The organism is Amycolatopsis sp. cmx-11-51, from assembly GCF_047608665.1.
In the GTDB taxonomy this organism is placed as follows: domain Bacteria; phylum Actinomycetota; class Actinomycetes; order Mycobacteriales; family Pseudonocardiaceae; genus Amycolatopsis.
The window spans coordinates 69,071-84,590 of record NZ_JADNQO010000001.1 but is presented as its reverse complement, the minus strand read 5'-3'; the positions used below and the strand labels follow the sequence as shown (position 1 = coordinate 84,590).

The window sequence follows — 15,520 nt, the reverse complement described above, 5'->3', positions numbered from 1 at the left end:
GTGATGTTCCCCGTGCTCGTGGTGGTCCTCCTGCTGGTGCTGGGCGCGGCACCGGCGGGAGCCCAGGGTGAGGCTCCGCTACCGACGCTCCCCAACAGCGCGGAGATCTCGCTCAAGCTGGAACGCGACGGTGCCCTCTCGGTCGTCGAGGCGGTGTCCGTGCCGAGTGAGGCGACGATGACCCGTCGCATTCCGCTGCGGACGGCCGCGCCAAGCGATCGCGACCGGATCATCGGCGTCCGTGACGTCGTCATCGAAGGCGCGGGCAACTCCGAGCTGACCGAAGACGAATTCGTCATCCGGCTCAAGGGCGGCACCTCGATCGTCCGGTACACGGTGGACGGCGCGGTCGCCGAAGCCGACGGCCTGACGCGGGTCGGCTGGCGGATCGCGGGCGGCTGGGACACCCGCCTCGAACTCGTGCGCGCGAGCTTCGCGGCACCGGCCATCCCGAACGCGGTCACCTGTCACGCCGGTCCCGAGGGTTCGCGCGCGCACTGCGGGGTCGCTCAGATCGCGCATTCCGGGTTGACCCGGTTCAGCCAGCAGAACCTCGCGACCGGACAGCGGATGGAGATCTCGGTCGAGTTGCCCGACGGCACCGTCCCGGCGAACGCCCGGCTGGAGCCGTCGAAGACGTTCGCCGGCGCGTTCGTGCTCACCGCTCCGGTCGGCTGGGCCTGGGGCGGCTTCGCGCTCGCGCTGGTCGCGGCCGCCGTGGCGCTGGGCTTGCTCCGAAGGCGGGACAAGCACCCGGGCGACGCACTCCCGGTCCGGCTGCTCACCGGTAAGGATGACAAGGCGGCGTTCGCGTCACCTGACGGTGTGCTTCCGGGACAGGTCGGAATGGTCCTTTCGGGGCACGCCGACGCCGTCGATCTCGCCGCGACAGCCGTCGACCTCGTGGTCCGGAACTACCTGTGGGTGAGTGAGGAGCCCGGCGAGCTGACCGGCTGGCTGCTCGTCCGCCGCAACCCGCCGGACGAGCAGCTCACCACTTTCGAACGAGCCGTGTTCGACGCACTGCTGCCGGACGAACGCGAGTCGGTGCTGCTGTCGGAGATCCAGTCCGCCCGGATCGGGATCGAGGCGGTGCGCGGCAAGGTGCGCGACAGCGTTGTCGAGCGCGGCTGGTATTCGCGCCTGCCCGGCAGGCTCGTCCGCGTCGGCCCGCGTATCTGCTTTTACGGTTTGTTCCTCACCGTCCTGCTGGCGCTCACCGTCGGCTACGCGCAATTCGGGCTGATCGTCGTCGCGGCGGGCGCGGTACTCACCGTCGCCGCCCGGTGGCTGCCGGTGCGCACCGGTGCCGGCGTCGCGCTGCACCGGCGGCTGCTCGGCGTCCGTGCCGCGCTGCTGTCGACCAAGCCGGCGGCCGTCCCGAAGCTCGAACGCGAGGTGCTGCTTTCGCGGGCGCTGCCCTACGCGCTCGCTCTCGGCGAACAAGAACAGTGGGTCGCCGGTTTCGCCGGACTGAAGGGTCCGCCCAAGATCTACTGGTACGGAAAGGAAGGCGCCGAAGAGGACGGCCTCGCGCGGGTGAGCGACTTCACGGCCGCGCTAGTGGGAACCTTCGCCGCGACCCGCCAGGGTCGTCGCCTGGAGTACTAGCACCCACTCAGCCATATCAGCGGCCCACCTCCGCAAACCGAGGCCTCCGGCCGACAAGAAACGCGCGCGCGTGTCCTCACCCAACCTGCCAACCTCAGTTCGGGAGACACGCTTTAGCCCGTAGGGTGGTGCGCATGGCCGATCCCGAGCTTGTCCGATTCACCCTCGACAACGGTCTGCGCGTGGTGCTCGCGCCCGACGCGACCGCTCCGGTGGTGGGTGTCAGCGTCCACTACGACGTGGGCTTCCGTTCCGAGCCCGAAGGGCGCACCGGTTTCGCGCACCTCTTCGAGCATTTGATGTTCCAAGGGAGCGAGAGCCTGGAGAAGCTCGCGCACTTCCGGCACGTCCAGTCGAGTGGTGGCAGCTTCAACGGCTCCACCCATCCGGACTACACGGACTACTTCGAGGTCCTCCCCGCCGCGGCGCTCGAGCGTGCCCTGTTCCTCGAAGCGGACAGGATGCGGGCGCCGAAACTGACGCAGGAGAACCTGGCCAACCAGATCGACGTGGTGAAGGAGGAGATCCGCCTCAACGTGCTGAACCGGCCGTACGGCGGGTTCCCGTGGATCACCCTCCCGCCGGTGCTGTACTCCACGTTCCCCAACGCGCACAACGGTTACGGCGGTTTCGAGGATCTCGAGCAGGCCACCCTTGACGACTGCGCGGCCTTCTTCGACACCTACTACTCGCCCGCGAACGCGGTGCTGACCGTCGCCGGCGACTTCACCGTCGAACAGGCCCGCGAGCTGATCGAGAAGCACTTCAGTGACGTGCCGCACCGGCCCGCGCCCGAGCGTCCCTCGTTCGCCGAGCCCGCACCCGATGGTGAGCTGCGCGGCGAGCAGGTGGACCCGCACGCCCCGCTGCCAGCGGTCGGCGTCGGCTACCGGATGCCGGACCCGATCAACGACCTCGACGGCTACCTGGCGAACCTCGTGCTCGCCGGCGTGCTGACCGACGGCGACGGTTCCCGGCTGCAACAGCGCCTGGTGCACCGCGAGCCGCTGGTCGTCGACATCGGCGCCGGTGCCGGGCTGTTCGGCCCGTTCGAGGCCCGCGACCCGGACACCTTCACCATCACCGCGATCCACCCGCCGGACGTGCGCACCGACCAGGTCCTCGCGGCGCTGGACGAGGAACTGGAGAAGCTGGCGGCCACGCCGCCGGGAGACCAGGAGATCAAGAAGGTCACCGCGCGCTGGGCCGCGAGCCTGCACTCCGAGCACGACAAGCTGGTGTCCCGGACGCTCGCCCTCGGCTCGTTCGAACTGCTGTACGGCGACGCGTCGCTGGTGTACCGGCTCGCCGAGAAGATCTCGGCGGTCACCGGGGAGGCCGTTTCGGCGGCGGCGAAGGCGCTGCGGCCGGATTCGCGCGCCGTACTCGTCGTCCGCCCGGGCAGTGGAGCCAGTGGATCTTCAGACCAGGAAGGTACCGAGCAGTGAGCGCACCGCACCGCACCGCCGAAGAGATCGGCCGCACGGCCGTCGGGCCGCGTCCGGTCCCGCCGCTGGGGACGCAGCGCGCCGCCGCCGAGCTGTCCCAGGTGGACACCACGCTGAGCAACGGACTGCGGGTGCTCGCCGTCCGCAAGGCCACCGTGCCGCTGGTCGAGCTGCGGATGTGGATCCCGTTCGCCGGCGACGACGCGCTGCACCCGGCGACCGCCGAAGTGCTGGCCGAGACCCTGCTGACCGGCACCGCCCGCCGCGACCGTATCGAGATCGACGCGGACCTGGCCCTGATCGGTGGCGACATCGCGTCCGGTGTCGACCCGGAGCGGCTGGCCATCACCGGCACCTCGCTGGCCGACGGTCTGCCGACGATGCTCGACGTCCTCGCCGACGCGCTCACCGGCGCGTCGTACAACGGCGTCGAGGTCGAGCGGGAACGTGAGCGGCTGATCGAGCGGATCGCGGTCTCCCGTACGCAGCCGAGGACGATCGCCCGCGAGGCGCTGCAGAAGCACCGCTACGGCAATCACCCCGCGGTGCGGGAAGTCCCGCGGGCCGAAGACGTCGCCGTCGTGACGCCGGAACAGGTTCGCGCACTGCACCAGGCTTCGGTGCTGCCGAGGGGATCCGTGCTGGTGCTCGTCGGCGACATCGACCCGCGGGCCGTCATCGGTGACCTGGAGAAGGCGCTCGGTGGCTGGGCTTCGGACCGGTCCGCCGTCCGCCTGCCCGCACTGCCCGACCTCGCCGGCGGCAACGTCCTGCTGGTGCCGCGGGCCGGTGCCGTGCAGTCGCAGATCCGGCTGTCCGCGCAGACCGTGTCGCGGACGGACCCGCGCTACGCCGCGCTGCAGCTGGCGAACCTCGCGTACGGCGGGTACTTCTCGTCGCGACTGGTCGAAAACATCCGTGAGGACAAGGGTTACACCTACAGCGCGCACTCGGGATTCGAGTTCACCGACCAGACCGCGGTGGTGAACGTCGACGCGGACACCGCGACCGACGCGACCGCGGCCGCCCTCATGGAGACGCGGTACGAGCTGGCGAGGCTCGGTCTCGTGCCGCCGACCGCCGACGAGGTCGAGTCGGTCCGGCAGTACGCGATCGGTTCGCTGGTCACGGCGGCGTCGTCGCAGGGCGGCCTCGCCGCGCAGCTGGCCGCGCTCGCCGCGACCGGGCTGGGCGTCGAATGGCTCGCCGAGCACCCGGCGCGGCTCGCCGCGGTCACCGCCGAAGAAGTGGCGGATGCCGCGCTGGAGTTCTTCGCGCCCAAGCGGTTCACCGGGGTCGTCGTCGGTGACGCCGACGTCCTCGCGCCGAAGCTGGAGGCGCTGGGAGACGTGACCGTCGGGGAGCCGGCCTGATGGAGACACCGTTCGGGTTGGGGGCGCTCCCGACGCTTTCGCGCTCCACGGCGGACCGTCAGGAATCCTTGCGCACCAACCCGGACAGGCTCGCCGAGCGTTGGCCGGACGCGCACGTCGTACTGCTCGACGAGCACGCGCGGACCCCGGTGGTGGAGGGTTCCGGCACGCTCGCGACCCGCAAGACGCAGGACTTCGGCGCCGAGCCGCCCGCCGACGCGGTCTTCCTGGGGGAGTGGCGGGGCACCGACTTCTGGTCGCTGCCCGGCCGCCCCGCGGGGGAGACCGAGACCGTCGAGATGGCGGGAAGCTGGGGTGTCGTCGAAGCGGTTCCGCGCCACGAAGGCGAGATCTGGGTCGACCTGCGCGGCTACGGTGACCTGCTCGACGACGCGTCGGCCGGGCTGTTCACCACCGCGCAGGGGCTGCGGAACTGGCGGCACCAGGCGAAGTTCTGCACGCGCTGCGGGAGCCCGACCGAGCTGGTCCAGCTGGGCTGGGCGAGCATGTGCACCGGCTGCGGCCGGGAGGAGTACCCGCGCACCGACCCCGCCGTGATCTGCCTGGTGCACGACGTCGCCGGTGTCAACGGCGAACACGTCCTGCTGGCCCGGCAGCCGATCTGGCCGGAAAACCGGTACTCGATCCTCGCCGGATTCGTCGAGGCGGGGGAGTCGCTCGAAGGCTGTGTCGAGCGGGAGATCCGCGAAGAGGTCGGTGTCGACGTGCGCGATGTGCGTTATCTCGGCAGCCAGCCGTGGCCGTTCCCGCGGTCGATCATGCTCGGTTTCACCGCGCGGGCCGACATCTCTTCGACGATCGTGCCCGCGGAGGGCGAGATCGAGGAGGCGTTCTGGGTCTCGCGCGGGGAGGTGCGGGCCGCTTTCGAGAACAGTCGGTCGCGGAACGCGGGCGCCGTGCCGACCCCGATCGCCGGTGGTGCGCGGCAGCTGGTGCTGCCGGGGAACTCGTCGATCGCGCGCGTCATGCTGGCGGCCTGGGCCGGGGTATAAGCGAGGAGTTTCAGTGGGCAAGAACAACCGTCAGAAGCGCGCGGCGAAGAAACGCGCTCGGGCGGCGCGCGGTCCCACGGCGCCCAAGCACGACGGCGAGTTCGACGAATACACTGTGCCCCCGCCGCGGCGGCTCACCGTGGAGATGATCGCCGAGGGGCTGACACAGGCCGCGTTCGACCACCAAGCCGACCATGGGCCGGGGGGGTGCCGGCGATTTCCCCGAACGCGTGGTGGCGGATCTCGCCGGAGCCGATCCGGTGGCCGAGCCCAGGGCGGTGGCCAGCGGTGCCGGGATCGCGGTGGCAGAGCTGCTCGGCAGGGCGTGGAAGGTGGGCTGGACGCCCGCCGACGTCTGGGAGTTCATCCGCCGGGACGAAAGCGCGCCGGTGGTCGCTCTGCTGGTGGACTGTATCGCCGTCGATCTGGCGAAATACGCTCCATCCACTGTGGACGATCGGTGGGCTGGACAGGTCCACGATCTCGGCGGCGAAATCTGGTGGGAGCGCGATCGGCCCCATCTGCTGCACTGGGCCGATCGGCACGGCGCCGACCTCGCCGAGGCGTTGTGGGCCACGGTCAAGGTGCTTGCTTCGCTGCTGAAGCTGCCCGAGTTGCCGCAGATCCTGCCGCCGCCGGGTTCGGCCTCGGCGCGAGTGTCCGCCTCGGCGAACGGGGTCGACCACAAGGTGCTCGCCAAGGTCCGTGGTCTGCTGGCCAAGGCGGAATCGACGGAGTACCCCGAAGAAGCCGAGGCCTTTTCGGCCAAGGCGCAGGAGTTGATGAACCGGTACGCCTTCGAGCGTGCCCTGCTCGACGCCGACGCGAACCGGAAGCAGACGGCGGCGTCGGTCAGGGTCTGGCTGGACACGCCGTATGTCGAGGCCAAATCGCATCTGGTCGCCGCGATCGCGAGGGCGAACCGCAGTAAATCGGTCTTCTACTCCAAACTGGGATTCGTCGCCTTGGTCGGCGAGGCGATGGACCTGGAGATCACCGAATTGCTGACCACCTCGCTGCTGGTACAGGCCACCCGCGCGATGGTCGCCGAAGGCAGCCAGATCACGCGGTCCGGAACCTCGCGGACCCGGTCGTTCCGGCAGTCCTTCCTGGTGTCCTACGCCGTTCGTATCGGGGAGCGGCTCGAAGAGGCGAGTTCACGCGCACACGACCCGGTCGAAGACAAGCGGTTGCTCCCGGTGCTGGCCGCCCGGTCGCTGGTGGTCGAGGAGACCTTCCAAAAGATGTTCAGCCACACTGTTCAGCGCTCCGCGACGGTCAGCAACGGAGCCGGCTGGGAAGCGGGCCGGGCGGCCGCGGACCGCGCGGACATCGATATCGAACGCCAAGCCGTCGATGCTTGATGGACCGACTGACCCCGTCCGATGGTCTCGGGGATCGTGAGTGATTCGGGTCGTTGGAGTTCACGGCGGGGCTCGGCCGGGTCGGGGTCTTTGGGTTCGTTGCCGTCGGGGTCCAGGTGGGCGAGCAGGTTGTGACCGGCCTTCGCGATTTCGCTGGGCCCGGCCTCGCGGGCGAGATCGGTAAGGATCTTCTCCGCGCCCTCCCGCTTCTCCGGTGACACCTCCACCGGGATCTTCTTCAAGAACGCGACGATCTGATCCACCTGGGCGTCCCCGAGCACGCCCTCCGTAGCCGCCGTCGCGGTGGTGGGTGCGAAGGCCGGATTTCCGTGCCGTCCAGCGCGCGGGTCGGGTTCAGCACCAGCGTGCGGTTGACGATCTTTTCCGCGTCACCACGGGAGATCCGCGCCGTATCGGCCAGCCACGACCAGGTACTGCCATACCCGTACAAGTCGTTCACGCCACTAGACTCGATCTCCGCCACATAGGTGCCCAGAACGGCAGACGCGGCACGCATGACTTCCAACGCGTGGGTCACACCATGGGCGAGTTCCAGCTTCCCGGCACGCCACAACTCCTGCGGCGGCTCGGGAAGCACGGAAACCTCGGTCTCGGACACACCCCCAATCTACCTAAAACCATCGAACAGATGTTCGTAATTTGTGCGATCGTCAATTGGCACGAATAACACTGGAGGGTAATTTCGTGACAGCGACACGATTACCCAACGCCCCATTCGCAATTCGCCGACGACCTGCGCGGATCGCCACTCACGACACAGGTCCGCCCCCTGTCCCTCAGTGGACACGCTCCGCAGCGGTACATCTACCCGCTGTGCGAGACGAAGAAGCGTTACCTCCCCGTTTCCCAGGCCCGTTGACGACTGTGGTTCGGCTCACTACAGTCCCCGGAAACCGTCTGTAAAGTTTCCTAACGAAGTCGGGAGCGAACCCCAGTGCGAGCCGGTAGTCCGCGAATGCTGCGCGAGATCAACGATCGCGCGGCCATCGAGGTCCTCCTGAGGGAGGGGCCGCTGACGCGCTCCGAACTCGAGGTCGAGATCGGCCTGTCGAAGCCAGCGACGGCGCAGCTGCTCACGCGCCTCGAACAGGACGACATCGTCACCAAGGCGGGCGTGCGCGGTGGGGGTCGCGGGCCGAGGGCGCAGCTCTGGCAGGTCAACGGCTGCGTCGCTTACGTCGCGGCCGTGGATCTCACGCCGCACGTCGCCGATTTCGTCGTCGCCGACGTCACGGGCGCGGTGCTCGCGGAGTACCAGGTCCCGCTGCCGGTCCACGAGGGCGCGGACGTCGTCGGCACCTTCGGCACGGCCCTCAGCCACGTAGCCGGTGAAGCCGGGCTCGCCGCCACCGACCTCCGTCACGTCGTCATCGGCGCGCAGGGTGCCTTCGATCCGCGCACCGGCCTGCTCTCGTCGGCCCCGCACATCCCCGGCTGGCTCGGCTTCGACGTGCCGAGCAGGCTCAGCCAGGAACTCGGAGTCGAGGTCACCATCGAGAACGACGTCAACCTCGTCGCGATCGTCGAAATGACCGTCGGCCAGGCCGTCGGACTGGACGACTTCGTGATGATCTGGCTCAGCGACGGCGTCGGCGGCGCGGTGGTGGTGGGGCGGCGGTTGCTGCGCGGCGCGACCGGCGGTGGCGGTGAGATCGACTGGATGCGTGTGCCCGACCCGGTTTCCGTCGCCACCCCGAACCCCAAGCCCCGCGCCGGGGATCGTTTCGGCGACATCGTCGCGTCGCCCGCGGTCGTCGCCCTGGCCGCCGCGCACGGCATCGAGGCCGAGACCGGCGCGGACGCCGTCGCCAAGGCGCGACGAGACGACAACGAAGGTTTCCTCGACGATCTCGCCCGCCGCGTCGCGGGCGGCGCGGCCAACCTGATCGCGGTCGTCGACCCCGAACTCGTGCTGCTGTCGGGTGACACCAGCCGCGCCGGTGGCGACGAATTCGCCGCGCTGGTCGCGAAGAGGCTGCACGAACTGGTCCTGCCCCGCACCCCCGTCGGGGTCGCGTCGGTGCAGGGCAACGCGGTGCGCGAGGGCGCTCTTCAATCCGCCCTCGCCACCGTCCGCAGGGACGTCTTCGGCGTCAACACCCCTGCACTCCTCGGGCCCCGCAGGTCCGGGGCGGGAGAGCCCCATCCGATCGTGGCGATCCCGGATTCACGAACAGAACCACCGTCTCCCGCCCCAACCAACTAGGAGGAGGGTCATGAGTTCCACGACCCAGGTTTCCAGAAGTGGCCGCCGTTGGCGCGGCTCGATAGTGCTCGGCGCGGTCACCGTCGCCGCACTGGTGTCCGCTTGTTCGGGCGCCGCAAGCGGCCCCAACGGTGGGTCGGGTGACGCGGCGGCCGCACCCGCCGCGGACGCGAAGCTCACGCTGACCGTCTACAGCAAGTTCACCGACCGCGAGTACAACGTGGTCACCGCCGGGCTCAACAAGCTCAAGGCGAAATTCCCGAACATCGAGATCAAGCACGAAGGGCAGCAGGACGACGACAAGATCACCCAGTCCATCCGCGGTGGCAACCCGCCGGACGTGGCGATCTCGTTCTTCACCGACAACCTCGGCGCGTGGTGTTCCACGGGCAGCTTCCAGGATCTCAAGCCCTACATCGAACGCGACAAGATCGACCTGACGCAGATCCCCGACGCGGTCCGCAGCTACACCGAGTTCCAGGGCAAGCGCTGCGCCATGCCGCTGCTCGCCGACGTCTACGGCTTCTACTACAACAAGGACATGTTCGCGGCGAAGGGCATCACGTCGCCGCCGAAGACGACCTCGGAACTGTTCGAGGCCACCAAGAAGCTGACCGAGTTCAACCCGGACGGCTCGATCAAGACCGCGGGCTTCCTGCCGTCGATGCCGTTCTACGCCAACTACGCGCAGTACTGGGCCCCGAACTTCGGTGCCACCTACCTCGGCCCGGACGGGCAGTCCCACCTGGCCGACAGCGCCGAGTGGAAGGCGATGTTCGACTTCCAGAAGCAGCTCGTCGACTTCTACGGCGGCCACGCCAAGGTCGAGCAGTTCAAGGCAGGCCTCGGCGAGGAGTACTCGGCGGACCACGGTTTCCAGCGCGGCAAGCTCGCGATGATGATCGACGGTGAGTACCGCACCGCGTTCATCAAGGACCAGGCGCCGGCACTGAAGTTCGGCACCGCCGCCCCGCCGGTGCTCGACAGCAAGCCGGACCGCTACGGCGGCGCGTTCACCACGGGCACGATCATCGCGATCCCCAAGGGAGCCAAGAACCCCGGCGCGGCTTGGGAACTGATCAAGCAGGTCACGCTGGACACCTCGACGCTGGTCGAACTCTCCAACGGGCTCAAGAACGTGCCGAGCACCAAGGCCGCGCTGACCGACCCGAAGCTCGAGGTCACGCCGGAGTTCAAGACGTTCCTCGACCTGTACAACGGCGGGAAGCTGCTGCCGAACCCGTCGACCCCGATCGGCGACGCGCACCTCAAGGCCGTCAACGACTTCGCGGAGAAGTGGCAGGCGGGCAACATCCCCGACATGGCCGCGGGGCTCAAGCAGGTCGACGCTCAGATCAACGACGAGCTGGCCCAGAAACGCGCCGGCGGCTGATCGCATGACATCGACCCTGGACTCGCACGTGGTCGGCTCCCCTTCCGCGTCCACCCGGACGCGGAAGGGGAACGCAGCGCGCCGCCGTCGCACCGTCTTCTACTTCATCGCACCGGCGATGCTCGGGTTCCTGATCTTCTTCGGCTACCCGCTGATCGCCACGGTGTACTACTCGTTCACCCGCTACGACCTGATCAACGCGCCGGAATTCGTCGGCTTCGACAACTACATCCGGATGTTCACCAGCGAGCCGCTGGTCGGCACCGCCGCGTACAACACGCTGTGGCTGGTGATCGTCCTGACGTTCTGCCGCGTGGTGTTCGCCCTCGGCACGGCGTCGATCATCTCCCGGCTCAAGTCGGGCGTCGGCCTGGTGCGGACGCTCTGCTACCTGCCGTCGCTGGCCCCGCCCGCCGCGGCGACCCTGGCGTTCGTATTCCTGTTCAACCCGGAATACGGCCCGGTCAACGCGTTCCTGGGGGCGGTCGGCATCGACGGCGGTCTGTGGTTCAACGACCCGACGATGTCGAAGCCCGCGCTGACCCTGCTGGTGATGTGGGGGTCGGGCGAGCTGATGATCATCATCCTGGCGGCGCTTCTCGACGTTCCGCAGGAACAGTACGAAGCCGCTCAGCTCGACGGCGCCGGACCGGTCCGCCGGTTCTGGCACGTCACGCTCCCGTCGATCTCGCCGGTGCTGCTGTTCGGCGTCGTCAACTCGATGATCTTCGCCTTGCAGTTCTTCACGCAGGCGATCGTCGCGGGTTCGGCGGCCGCGGGCGCGGCCGACGTCGCGGGCAACACGAGATTCATCGGCGCACCACAGAACTCGACGCTGACCTATCCGGTCTGGTTGTACGTCCAGGGTTTCCGGTACTTCAACATGGGTTACGCGGCGGCGATGGCGGTCCTGCTGTTCATCGTTTCGGCCGGGTTCACCTGGATTCTGGTCCGGCAGCTGCGTAAGTCCCAGCACCAGGAGGAAGGCGGATGACCACACTGGCCGAACCCCGGCACACCGCCCCGGCGTCCGAACCGCCGAAGGTGCGGGTGCGGCGCCAATGGGACAAGAAGCTGTACTGGATCGCGACGCACAGCGTGGGGATCGCGATGGGCATGATCTTCATGCTGCCCATCCTGTTCGTGTTCCTCACCGCGGTGATGTCCAGCGACCAGGCGCTTTCATCGAACTTCTGGCCGAAGGAATGGCACTTCGAGAACTTCATCGAGGTGTTCGAAAAGGCCCCGCTGTTGCAGTACTTCGGCAACAGCATGCTCTATTCGACGTTGGCCACCTTCGGGGCGCTCGTTTCGGCGATCCCGGCGGCGTACGCGCTTTCGAAGCTGAAGTTCCGCGGGCAGAACCTGTTCTTCATGCTGACCGTGGCCGCGATGATGCTGCCCCCGCAGGTCACCGTCGTGCCGCTGTACGACCTGTGGGTGCGGCTCGGGTTCACCGGAACACTGATTCCGCTGATCGTGCCGTACTTCTTCTTCGACGCGTTCTCGATCTTCCTGCTGCGCCAGTTCTTCCTCACCATTCCGAAGGACTATCTCGAAGCGGCGAAGATCGACGGCTGCAACGAGTTCCAGGTGATGACCAAGGTGCTGATCCCGATGGCGAAGCCCGGGATCGCGGCCACCGCGATGTTCTGCTTCCTGTTCACCTGGAACGACTATTTCGGTCCGCTGCTCTACACCGGTGAGACCCGCGACAGCTGGCCGCTTTCGCTGGCGATCGCGTCCTTCCGCGGGATGCACCACGTGGAATGGAACCTCACCATGGCGGCCACCGCGCTGATCATGCTGCCGGTGATCGTGCTGTTCGTATTCGCGCAGAAGTCCTTCGTCAAGGGCGTCACATTCACAGGGGTCAAGGGATGAAACTGGCAGTCGTCGGTGGTGGGTCCACTTACACGCCCGAGCTGATCGACGGGATCGCCGGTCGGCGGTCCACTCTGGACGTCGACGAGATCGTGCTGATCGATCCGGACGCCTACCGGGTGGAGGCGGTCGGGGACTTCAGCAACCGGTTGCTGAGCCACGCCGGGCATCCGGCGCGGGTGCGGACCACCGCCAATCTCGAAGAAGGTGTCGAGGGCGCGTCGGCGGTGCTGATCCAGTTGCGGGTCGGTGGACAGCGGGCGCGGCGCGGGGACGAGACGTTCCCGCACGCCTGCGGTTGCGTGGGGCAGGAGACCACGGGCGCGGGCGGCCTCGCGAAGGCGCTGCGCACCGTGCCGGTGGTGCTCGACATCGCCGACAGGGTACGGAAAATCGCCGGAGACGACACCTGGATCGTCAACTTCACCAACCCCGTCGGCATCGTCACCCGCGCGCTGCTGAACGAGGGCCACCGCGCCGTCGGGCTGTGCAACGTCGCGATCCACCTCCAGCGCACGTTCGCCCATCTCCTCGGCGCCGGAGTCGACGACGTCAAACTCGTGCACACCGGACTCAATCACCTGAGCTGGGAACGGAAAGTGCTCGTCAACGGCGAGGACCGGTTGCCGGAACTCCTTGCCGAGCACGCGGAATTCCTCGGCGAGCACGTCACCGCGCCGGTCGAGTGGATGCGGCGGATGAACGTCGTGCCGTCGTACTACCTTAAGTACTACTACGGGCACGACGAGCAGGTCATGAAGCAGCGCACCGAGCGGCCGCGCGCGGACGTCGTCAGCGACGTCGAAGAGGAGCTGCTCAAGGTGTACCTCGACCCGGAGGTGGTGACCAAACCGGAGCAGCTGGAAAAGCGGGGCGGTGCCTACTATTCCGAGGCCGCGGTGCAGCTCGTGCACGCGCTCACCTCAGGTGGGCCCGCGGAGGAACACGTCGTCAACGTCCGCAACGAAGGCACTTTCGACTTCCTGCCGGACGACGCCGTCATCGAGGTTCCGTCCCTCGTGGACGGTAAGGGTCCTCGCCCGATCCCGCAGGCGCCGGTGGAACAGCGGTTCGCCGGGCTCATCGCCGGCGTGACCGCGTACGAGCATCTCGCGCTGGAGGCGGCGATCAAGGGCGGCCGGGACCGGGTGGCCGACGCGCTGCTCGCGCATCCGCTCGTCGGCCAGTACGTCAAGGCCGACCAGCTCGCGGACACGCTGGTGCGGATCAATCGCCAGTTCCTGCCGTGGGCCGGAGCATGACGGCCGGTTCACGGGACGTCGTCGTCGCGATCGACGGTGGTAACAGCAAGACCGACGTCCTGATCGTCTCCCGGGACGGACGGGTGCTCGGGCAGTCGCGGGGGCCGGGCGCGTCCCCGCAGAACATCGGGGTCGACGCCAGCGTCCGCGCGCTGGAGGAGCTGGTCCTGGAGGCACTTCGCGGGGCGGGGCTTCCCGACGAGCGTCCTTTCGCGACACACACGTCTGCGTACCTCGCGGGGTTGGATTTCCCCGAAGAGGAAGCGATCCTGCACGCGGCGCTGGCCGCACGCGGGTGGAGCGACACGCTGATCGTCGGCAACGACACGCTCGCGCTGCTGCGCGCGGGCAGCTCCGACGGGAGCGGGGTGGCGGTGGTGTGCGGTGCCGGGATCAACGGCGCCGGCATCAGCACCGACGGTCGTGAGCACCGTTTTCCGGCGCTGGGCAAGATTTCCGGCGACTGGGGCGGCGGCTACCGGCTTGGTGAAGAAGCGCTCTGGTGGGCCGTCCGCGCCGAGGACGGCCGGGGTCCGAGCACGGCCTTGCAGGCCGCGGTCACCGCGCATTTCCAGGCGTCGTCGGTGCTGGAAGTGGTGCGGAGCCTGCACTTCGAGGACCTTCACGCCGATTCGATCCACGGCCTGTGCCCGCTGCTGTTCGCCGTCGCGGCGGACGGCGACGAGGTGGCGCAGGACGTGGTCGACCGGTTCGTCGACGAGGTCGCCGTGCTGGTCGCGGTCATCCTGCGGCGGCTGGAACTGACCGGGGAAGCGCCCGAAGTCATCCTCGGCGGGGGAGTACTGACCGGGGTCGGCGCGAGGGTGATCGCGGAGATCGAGCGGCGGTGCCTGAAGGTGGCGCCGCACGCTTCGATCCAGGTGGTCGACGTGGCTCCCGTGGTCGGCGCGGCGTTGTTCGCCCTGGACACGATCGGTGCCGAGGACTCGGCCAAGGTCGCGCTCAAGGCGGCGACCAAACGGAGCTGATGAGGCTGAAAGGGCCCTTCACCGCATGCGATGCGGTGAAGGGCCCCTTCGTCGCGTGAGACGCGGGGAAAGTCCCCTTCAGCTCAGGAAGCGGCCGGGACCAGCGGCTCGTCGGTCTCCAGCAGCGACTTGAGGTCCGACAGGATCCACGGCCAGCCGCCACCGGCGTTCTCGCCCGGTCCGGCGTCGATGTCCTCCTGCGAGCCGTTGACCAGCGCGGCGGTCGTGGGCGCGTCGGTGACGTCGTGGGTGACGGTCAGCCGGGTGCCCGCGGTCTTCGTCTCTTCGATCTCGTAGGTGAGCTTGGTGTACGGCTCCTTGTCGAAGGACGGGTCCATCAGCAGCTTCCAGGTGATGACCAGCTTGCGCGGTGGGTCGACCTCCAGCACCTCGCCGTCGGTCAGGTCGTTCGTGAACCCGGCGTCGATGAAGTCCTTCGTGGGGTGGGTGGCGTGCCTGCCGCCCGGACGCAGGTCGTAGTCGACGAGGCCGGTGTAGCCGTACTTCTGCGACCACTCGGGCTTCGTGATGGCGTCCCAGATCTTCTCCGGGGTGGCCTTGATGTAGACGCGGTAGACCTGGGTCGTGGCGACGGTGGTGTCGGTCATGACGGTGGCTCCTCGGTTTCGAGTTCGGCTTTGAGGTCGAGCAACGCGGTCACGTTGCGCTCGGTGAACTTGTCGATCCACCGGTCGTGGATCTGCCGGATCGGAACCGGGTTGAGGAAATGCCGTTTCTCCCGGCCCTCCTTGCGCGTGACGACAAGTCCGGCTTCTTCCAGCAGTTTCAAGTGCTTCATCACGCCGAACCGGCTCATGTCCACTTCGGACTCGAGTTCGGTCAGCGTGCGGCCGTCACGCGCGAACAGCTGGTCGAGCAGGAACCGGCGGGTCGGATCCGCCAGGGCCTTGAAAACCAGGTCGTCGTCGGGCACACCGGAAGAATAGGTGACCAAA

The 15,520-nt window shown here is 68.2% G+C and carries 15 protein-coding genes; 11 read left to right on the top strand and 4 right to left on the bottom strand.

What is annotated here, in order from left to right; translation table 11 throughout:
• The first annotated feature begins 3 nt into the window (after positions 1 to 3).
• The 5 genes from ACM6LU_RS00360 to ACM6LU_RS00340 all read left to right on the top strand — a co-directional run bounded on the left by ACM6LU_RS00360 (position 4) and on the right by ACM6LU_RS00340 (position 6,809).
• Positions 4 to 1,611 carry a DUF2207 family protein gene (locus ACM6LU_RS00360; RefSeq protein ID WP_414935554.1) on the top strand — a complete coding sequence of 536 codons (1,608 nt, stop codon included), beginning with the start codon at positions 4 to 6 and terminating at the stop codon, positions 1,609 to 1,611.
• Between the two features lie 134 nt (positions 1,612 to 1,745).
• A complete protein-coding gene (locus tag ACM6LU_RS00355; RefSeq protein WP_414935553.1) occupies positions 1,746 to 3,059 on the top strand; it encodes a M16 family metallopeptidase in 1,314 nt (437 codons plus the stop codon).
• Positions 3,056 to 4,432 (top strand): M16 family metallopeptidase, encoded by a 1,377-nt coding sequence (locus ACM6LU_RS00350; protein WP_414935552.1) that lies wholly within the window; start codon positions 3,056 to 3,058, stop codon positions 4,430 to 4,432. Before ACM6LU_RS00355 ends, ACM6LU_RS00350 begins: the two co-directional genes overlap by 4 nt.
• Complete coding sequence (gene nudC, locus ACM6LU_RS00345) at positions 4,432 to 5,445, top strand: NAD(+) diphosphatase (protein ID WP_414935551.1); 1,014 nt, start codon at positions 4,432 to 4,434, stop codon at positions 5,443 to 5,445. The genes ACM6LU_RS00350 and nudC overlap by 1 nt, the downstream gene beginning before the upstream one ends.
• 194 nt (positions 5,446 to 5,639) lie before the next feature.
• On the top strand, positions 5,640 to 6,809 hold the full coding sequence (locus ACM6LU_RS00340) for a DUF2786 domain-containing protein (protein WP_414935550.1): 1,170 nt from the start codon (positions 5,640 to 5,642) through the stop codon (positions 6,807 to 6,809).
• Here ACM6LU_RS00340 and ACM6LU_RS00335 read toward each other — a convergent pair.
• Positions 6,707 to 7,072 carry a DUF222 domain-containing protein gene (locus ACM6LU_RS00335; protein ID WP_414935549.1) on the bottom strand — a complete coding sequence of 122 codons (366 nt, stop codon included), beginning with the start codon at positions 7,070 to 7,072 and terminating at the stop codon, positions 6,707 to 6,709. The genes ACM6LU_RS00340 and ACM6LU_RS00335 overlap by 103 nt on opposite strands.
• Positions 7,048 to 7,428, bottom strand: coding sequence for a hypothetical protein (locus ACM6LU_RS00330; protein WP_414935548.1), 381 nt, complete (start codon positions 7,426 to 7,428; stop codon positions 7,048 to 7,050). The genes ACM6LU_RS00335 and ACM6LU_RS00330 overlap by 25 nt, the downstream gene beginning before the upstream one ends.
• 357 nt (positions 7,429 to 7,785) lie before the next feature.
• Between ACM6LU_RS00330 and ACM6LU_RS00325 the strand changes: the two genes are divergently transcribed.
• From ACM6LU_RS00325 to ACM6LU_RS00300, 6 genes are all read left to right on the top strand, one after another.
• Positions 7,786 to 9,036, top strand: coding sequence for an ROK family protein (locus tag ACM6LU_RS00325; protein WP_414935547.1), 1,251 nt, complete (start codon positions 7,786 to 7,788; stop codon positions 9,034 to 9,036).
• Positions 9,037 to 9,100: 64 nt separating this feature from the next.
• On the top strand, positions 9,101 to 10,429 hold the full coding sequence (locus tag ACM6LU_RS00320) for an extracellular solute-binding protein (protein WP_414937037.1): 1,329 nt from the start codon (positions 9,101 to 9,103) through the stop codon (positions 10,427 to 10,429).
• A gap of 4 nt (positions 10,430 to 10,433) precedes the next feature.
• A complete protein-coding gene (locus tag ACM6LU_RS00315; RefSeq protein ID WP_414935546.1) occupies positions 10,434 to 11,423 on the top strand; it encodes a carbohydrate ABC transporter permease in 990 nt (329 codons plus the stop codon).
• A complete protein-coding gene (locus ACM6LU_RS00310; protein ID WP_414935545.1) occupies positions 11,420 to 12,313 on the top strand; it encodes a carbohydrate ABC transporter permease in 894 nt (297 codons plus the stop codon). Before ACM6LU_RS00315 ends, ACM6LU_RS00310 begins: the two co-directional genes overlap by 4 nt.
• Complete coding sequence (locus tag ACM6LU_RS00305; protein ID WP_414935544.1) at positions 12,310 to 13,575, top strand: 6-phospho-beta-glucosidase; 1,266 nt, start codon at positions 12,310 to 12,312, stop codon at positions 13,573 to 13,575. The genes ACM6LU_RS00310 and ACM6LU_RS00305 overlap by 4 nt, the downstream gene beginning before the upstream one ends.
• On the top strand, positions 13,560 to 14,564 hold the full coding sequence (locus ACM6LU_RS00300; protein ID WP_414935543.1) for an N-acetylglucosamine kinase: 1,005 nt from the start codon (positions 13,560 to 13,562) through the stop codon (positions 14,562 to 14,564). The genes ACM6LU_RS00305 and ACM6LU_RS00300 overlap by 16 nt, the downstream gene beginning before the upstream one ends.
• An 83-nt stretch (positions 14,565 to 14,647) precedes the next feature.
• On the opposite strand, the gene ACM6LU_RS00295 is transcribed toward ACM6LU_RS00300, so the two are convergent.
• Positions 14,648 to 15,172, bottom strand: coding sequence for an SRPBCC domain-containing protein (locus tag ACM6LU_RS00295; protein ID WP_414935542.1), 525 nt, complete (start codon positions 15,170 to 15,172; stop codon positions 14,648 to 14,650).
• On the bottom strand, positions 15,169 to 15,498 hold the full coding sequence (locus ACM6LU_RS00290; RefSeq protein WP_414935541.1) for an ArsR/SmtB family transcription factor: 330 nt from the start codon (positions 15,496 to 15,498) through the stop codon (positions 15,169 to 15,171). Before ACM6LU_RS00290 ends, ACM6LU_RS00295 begins: the two co-directional genes overlap by 4 nt.
• Positions 15,499 to 15,520: the final 22 nt, after the last annotated feature.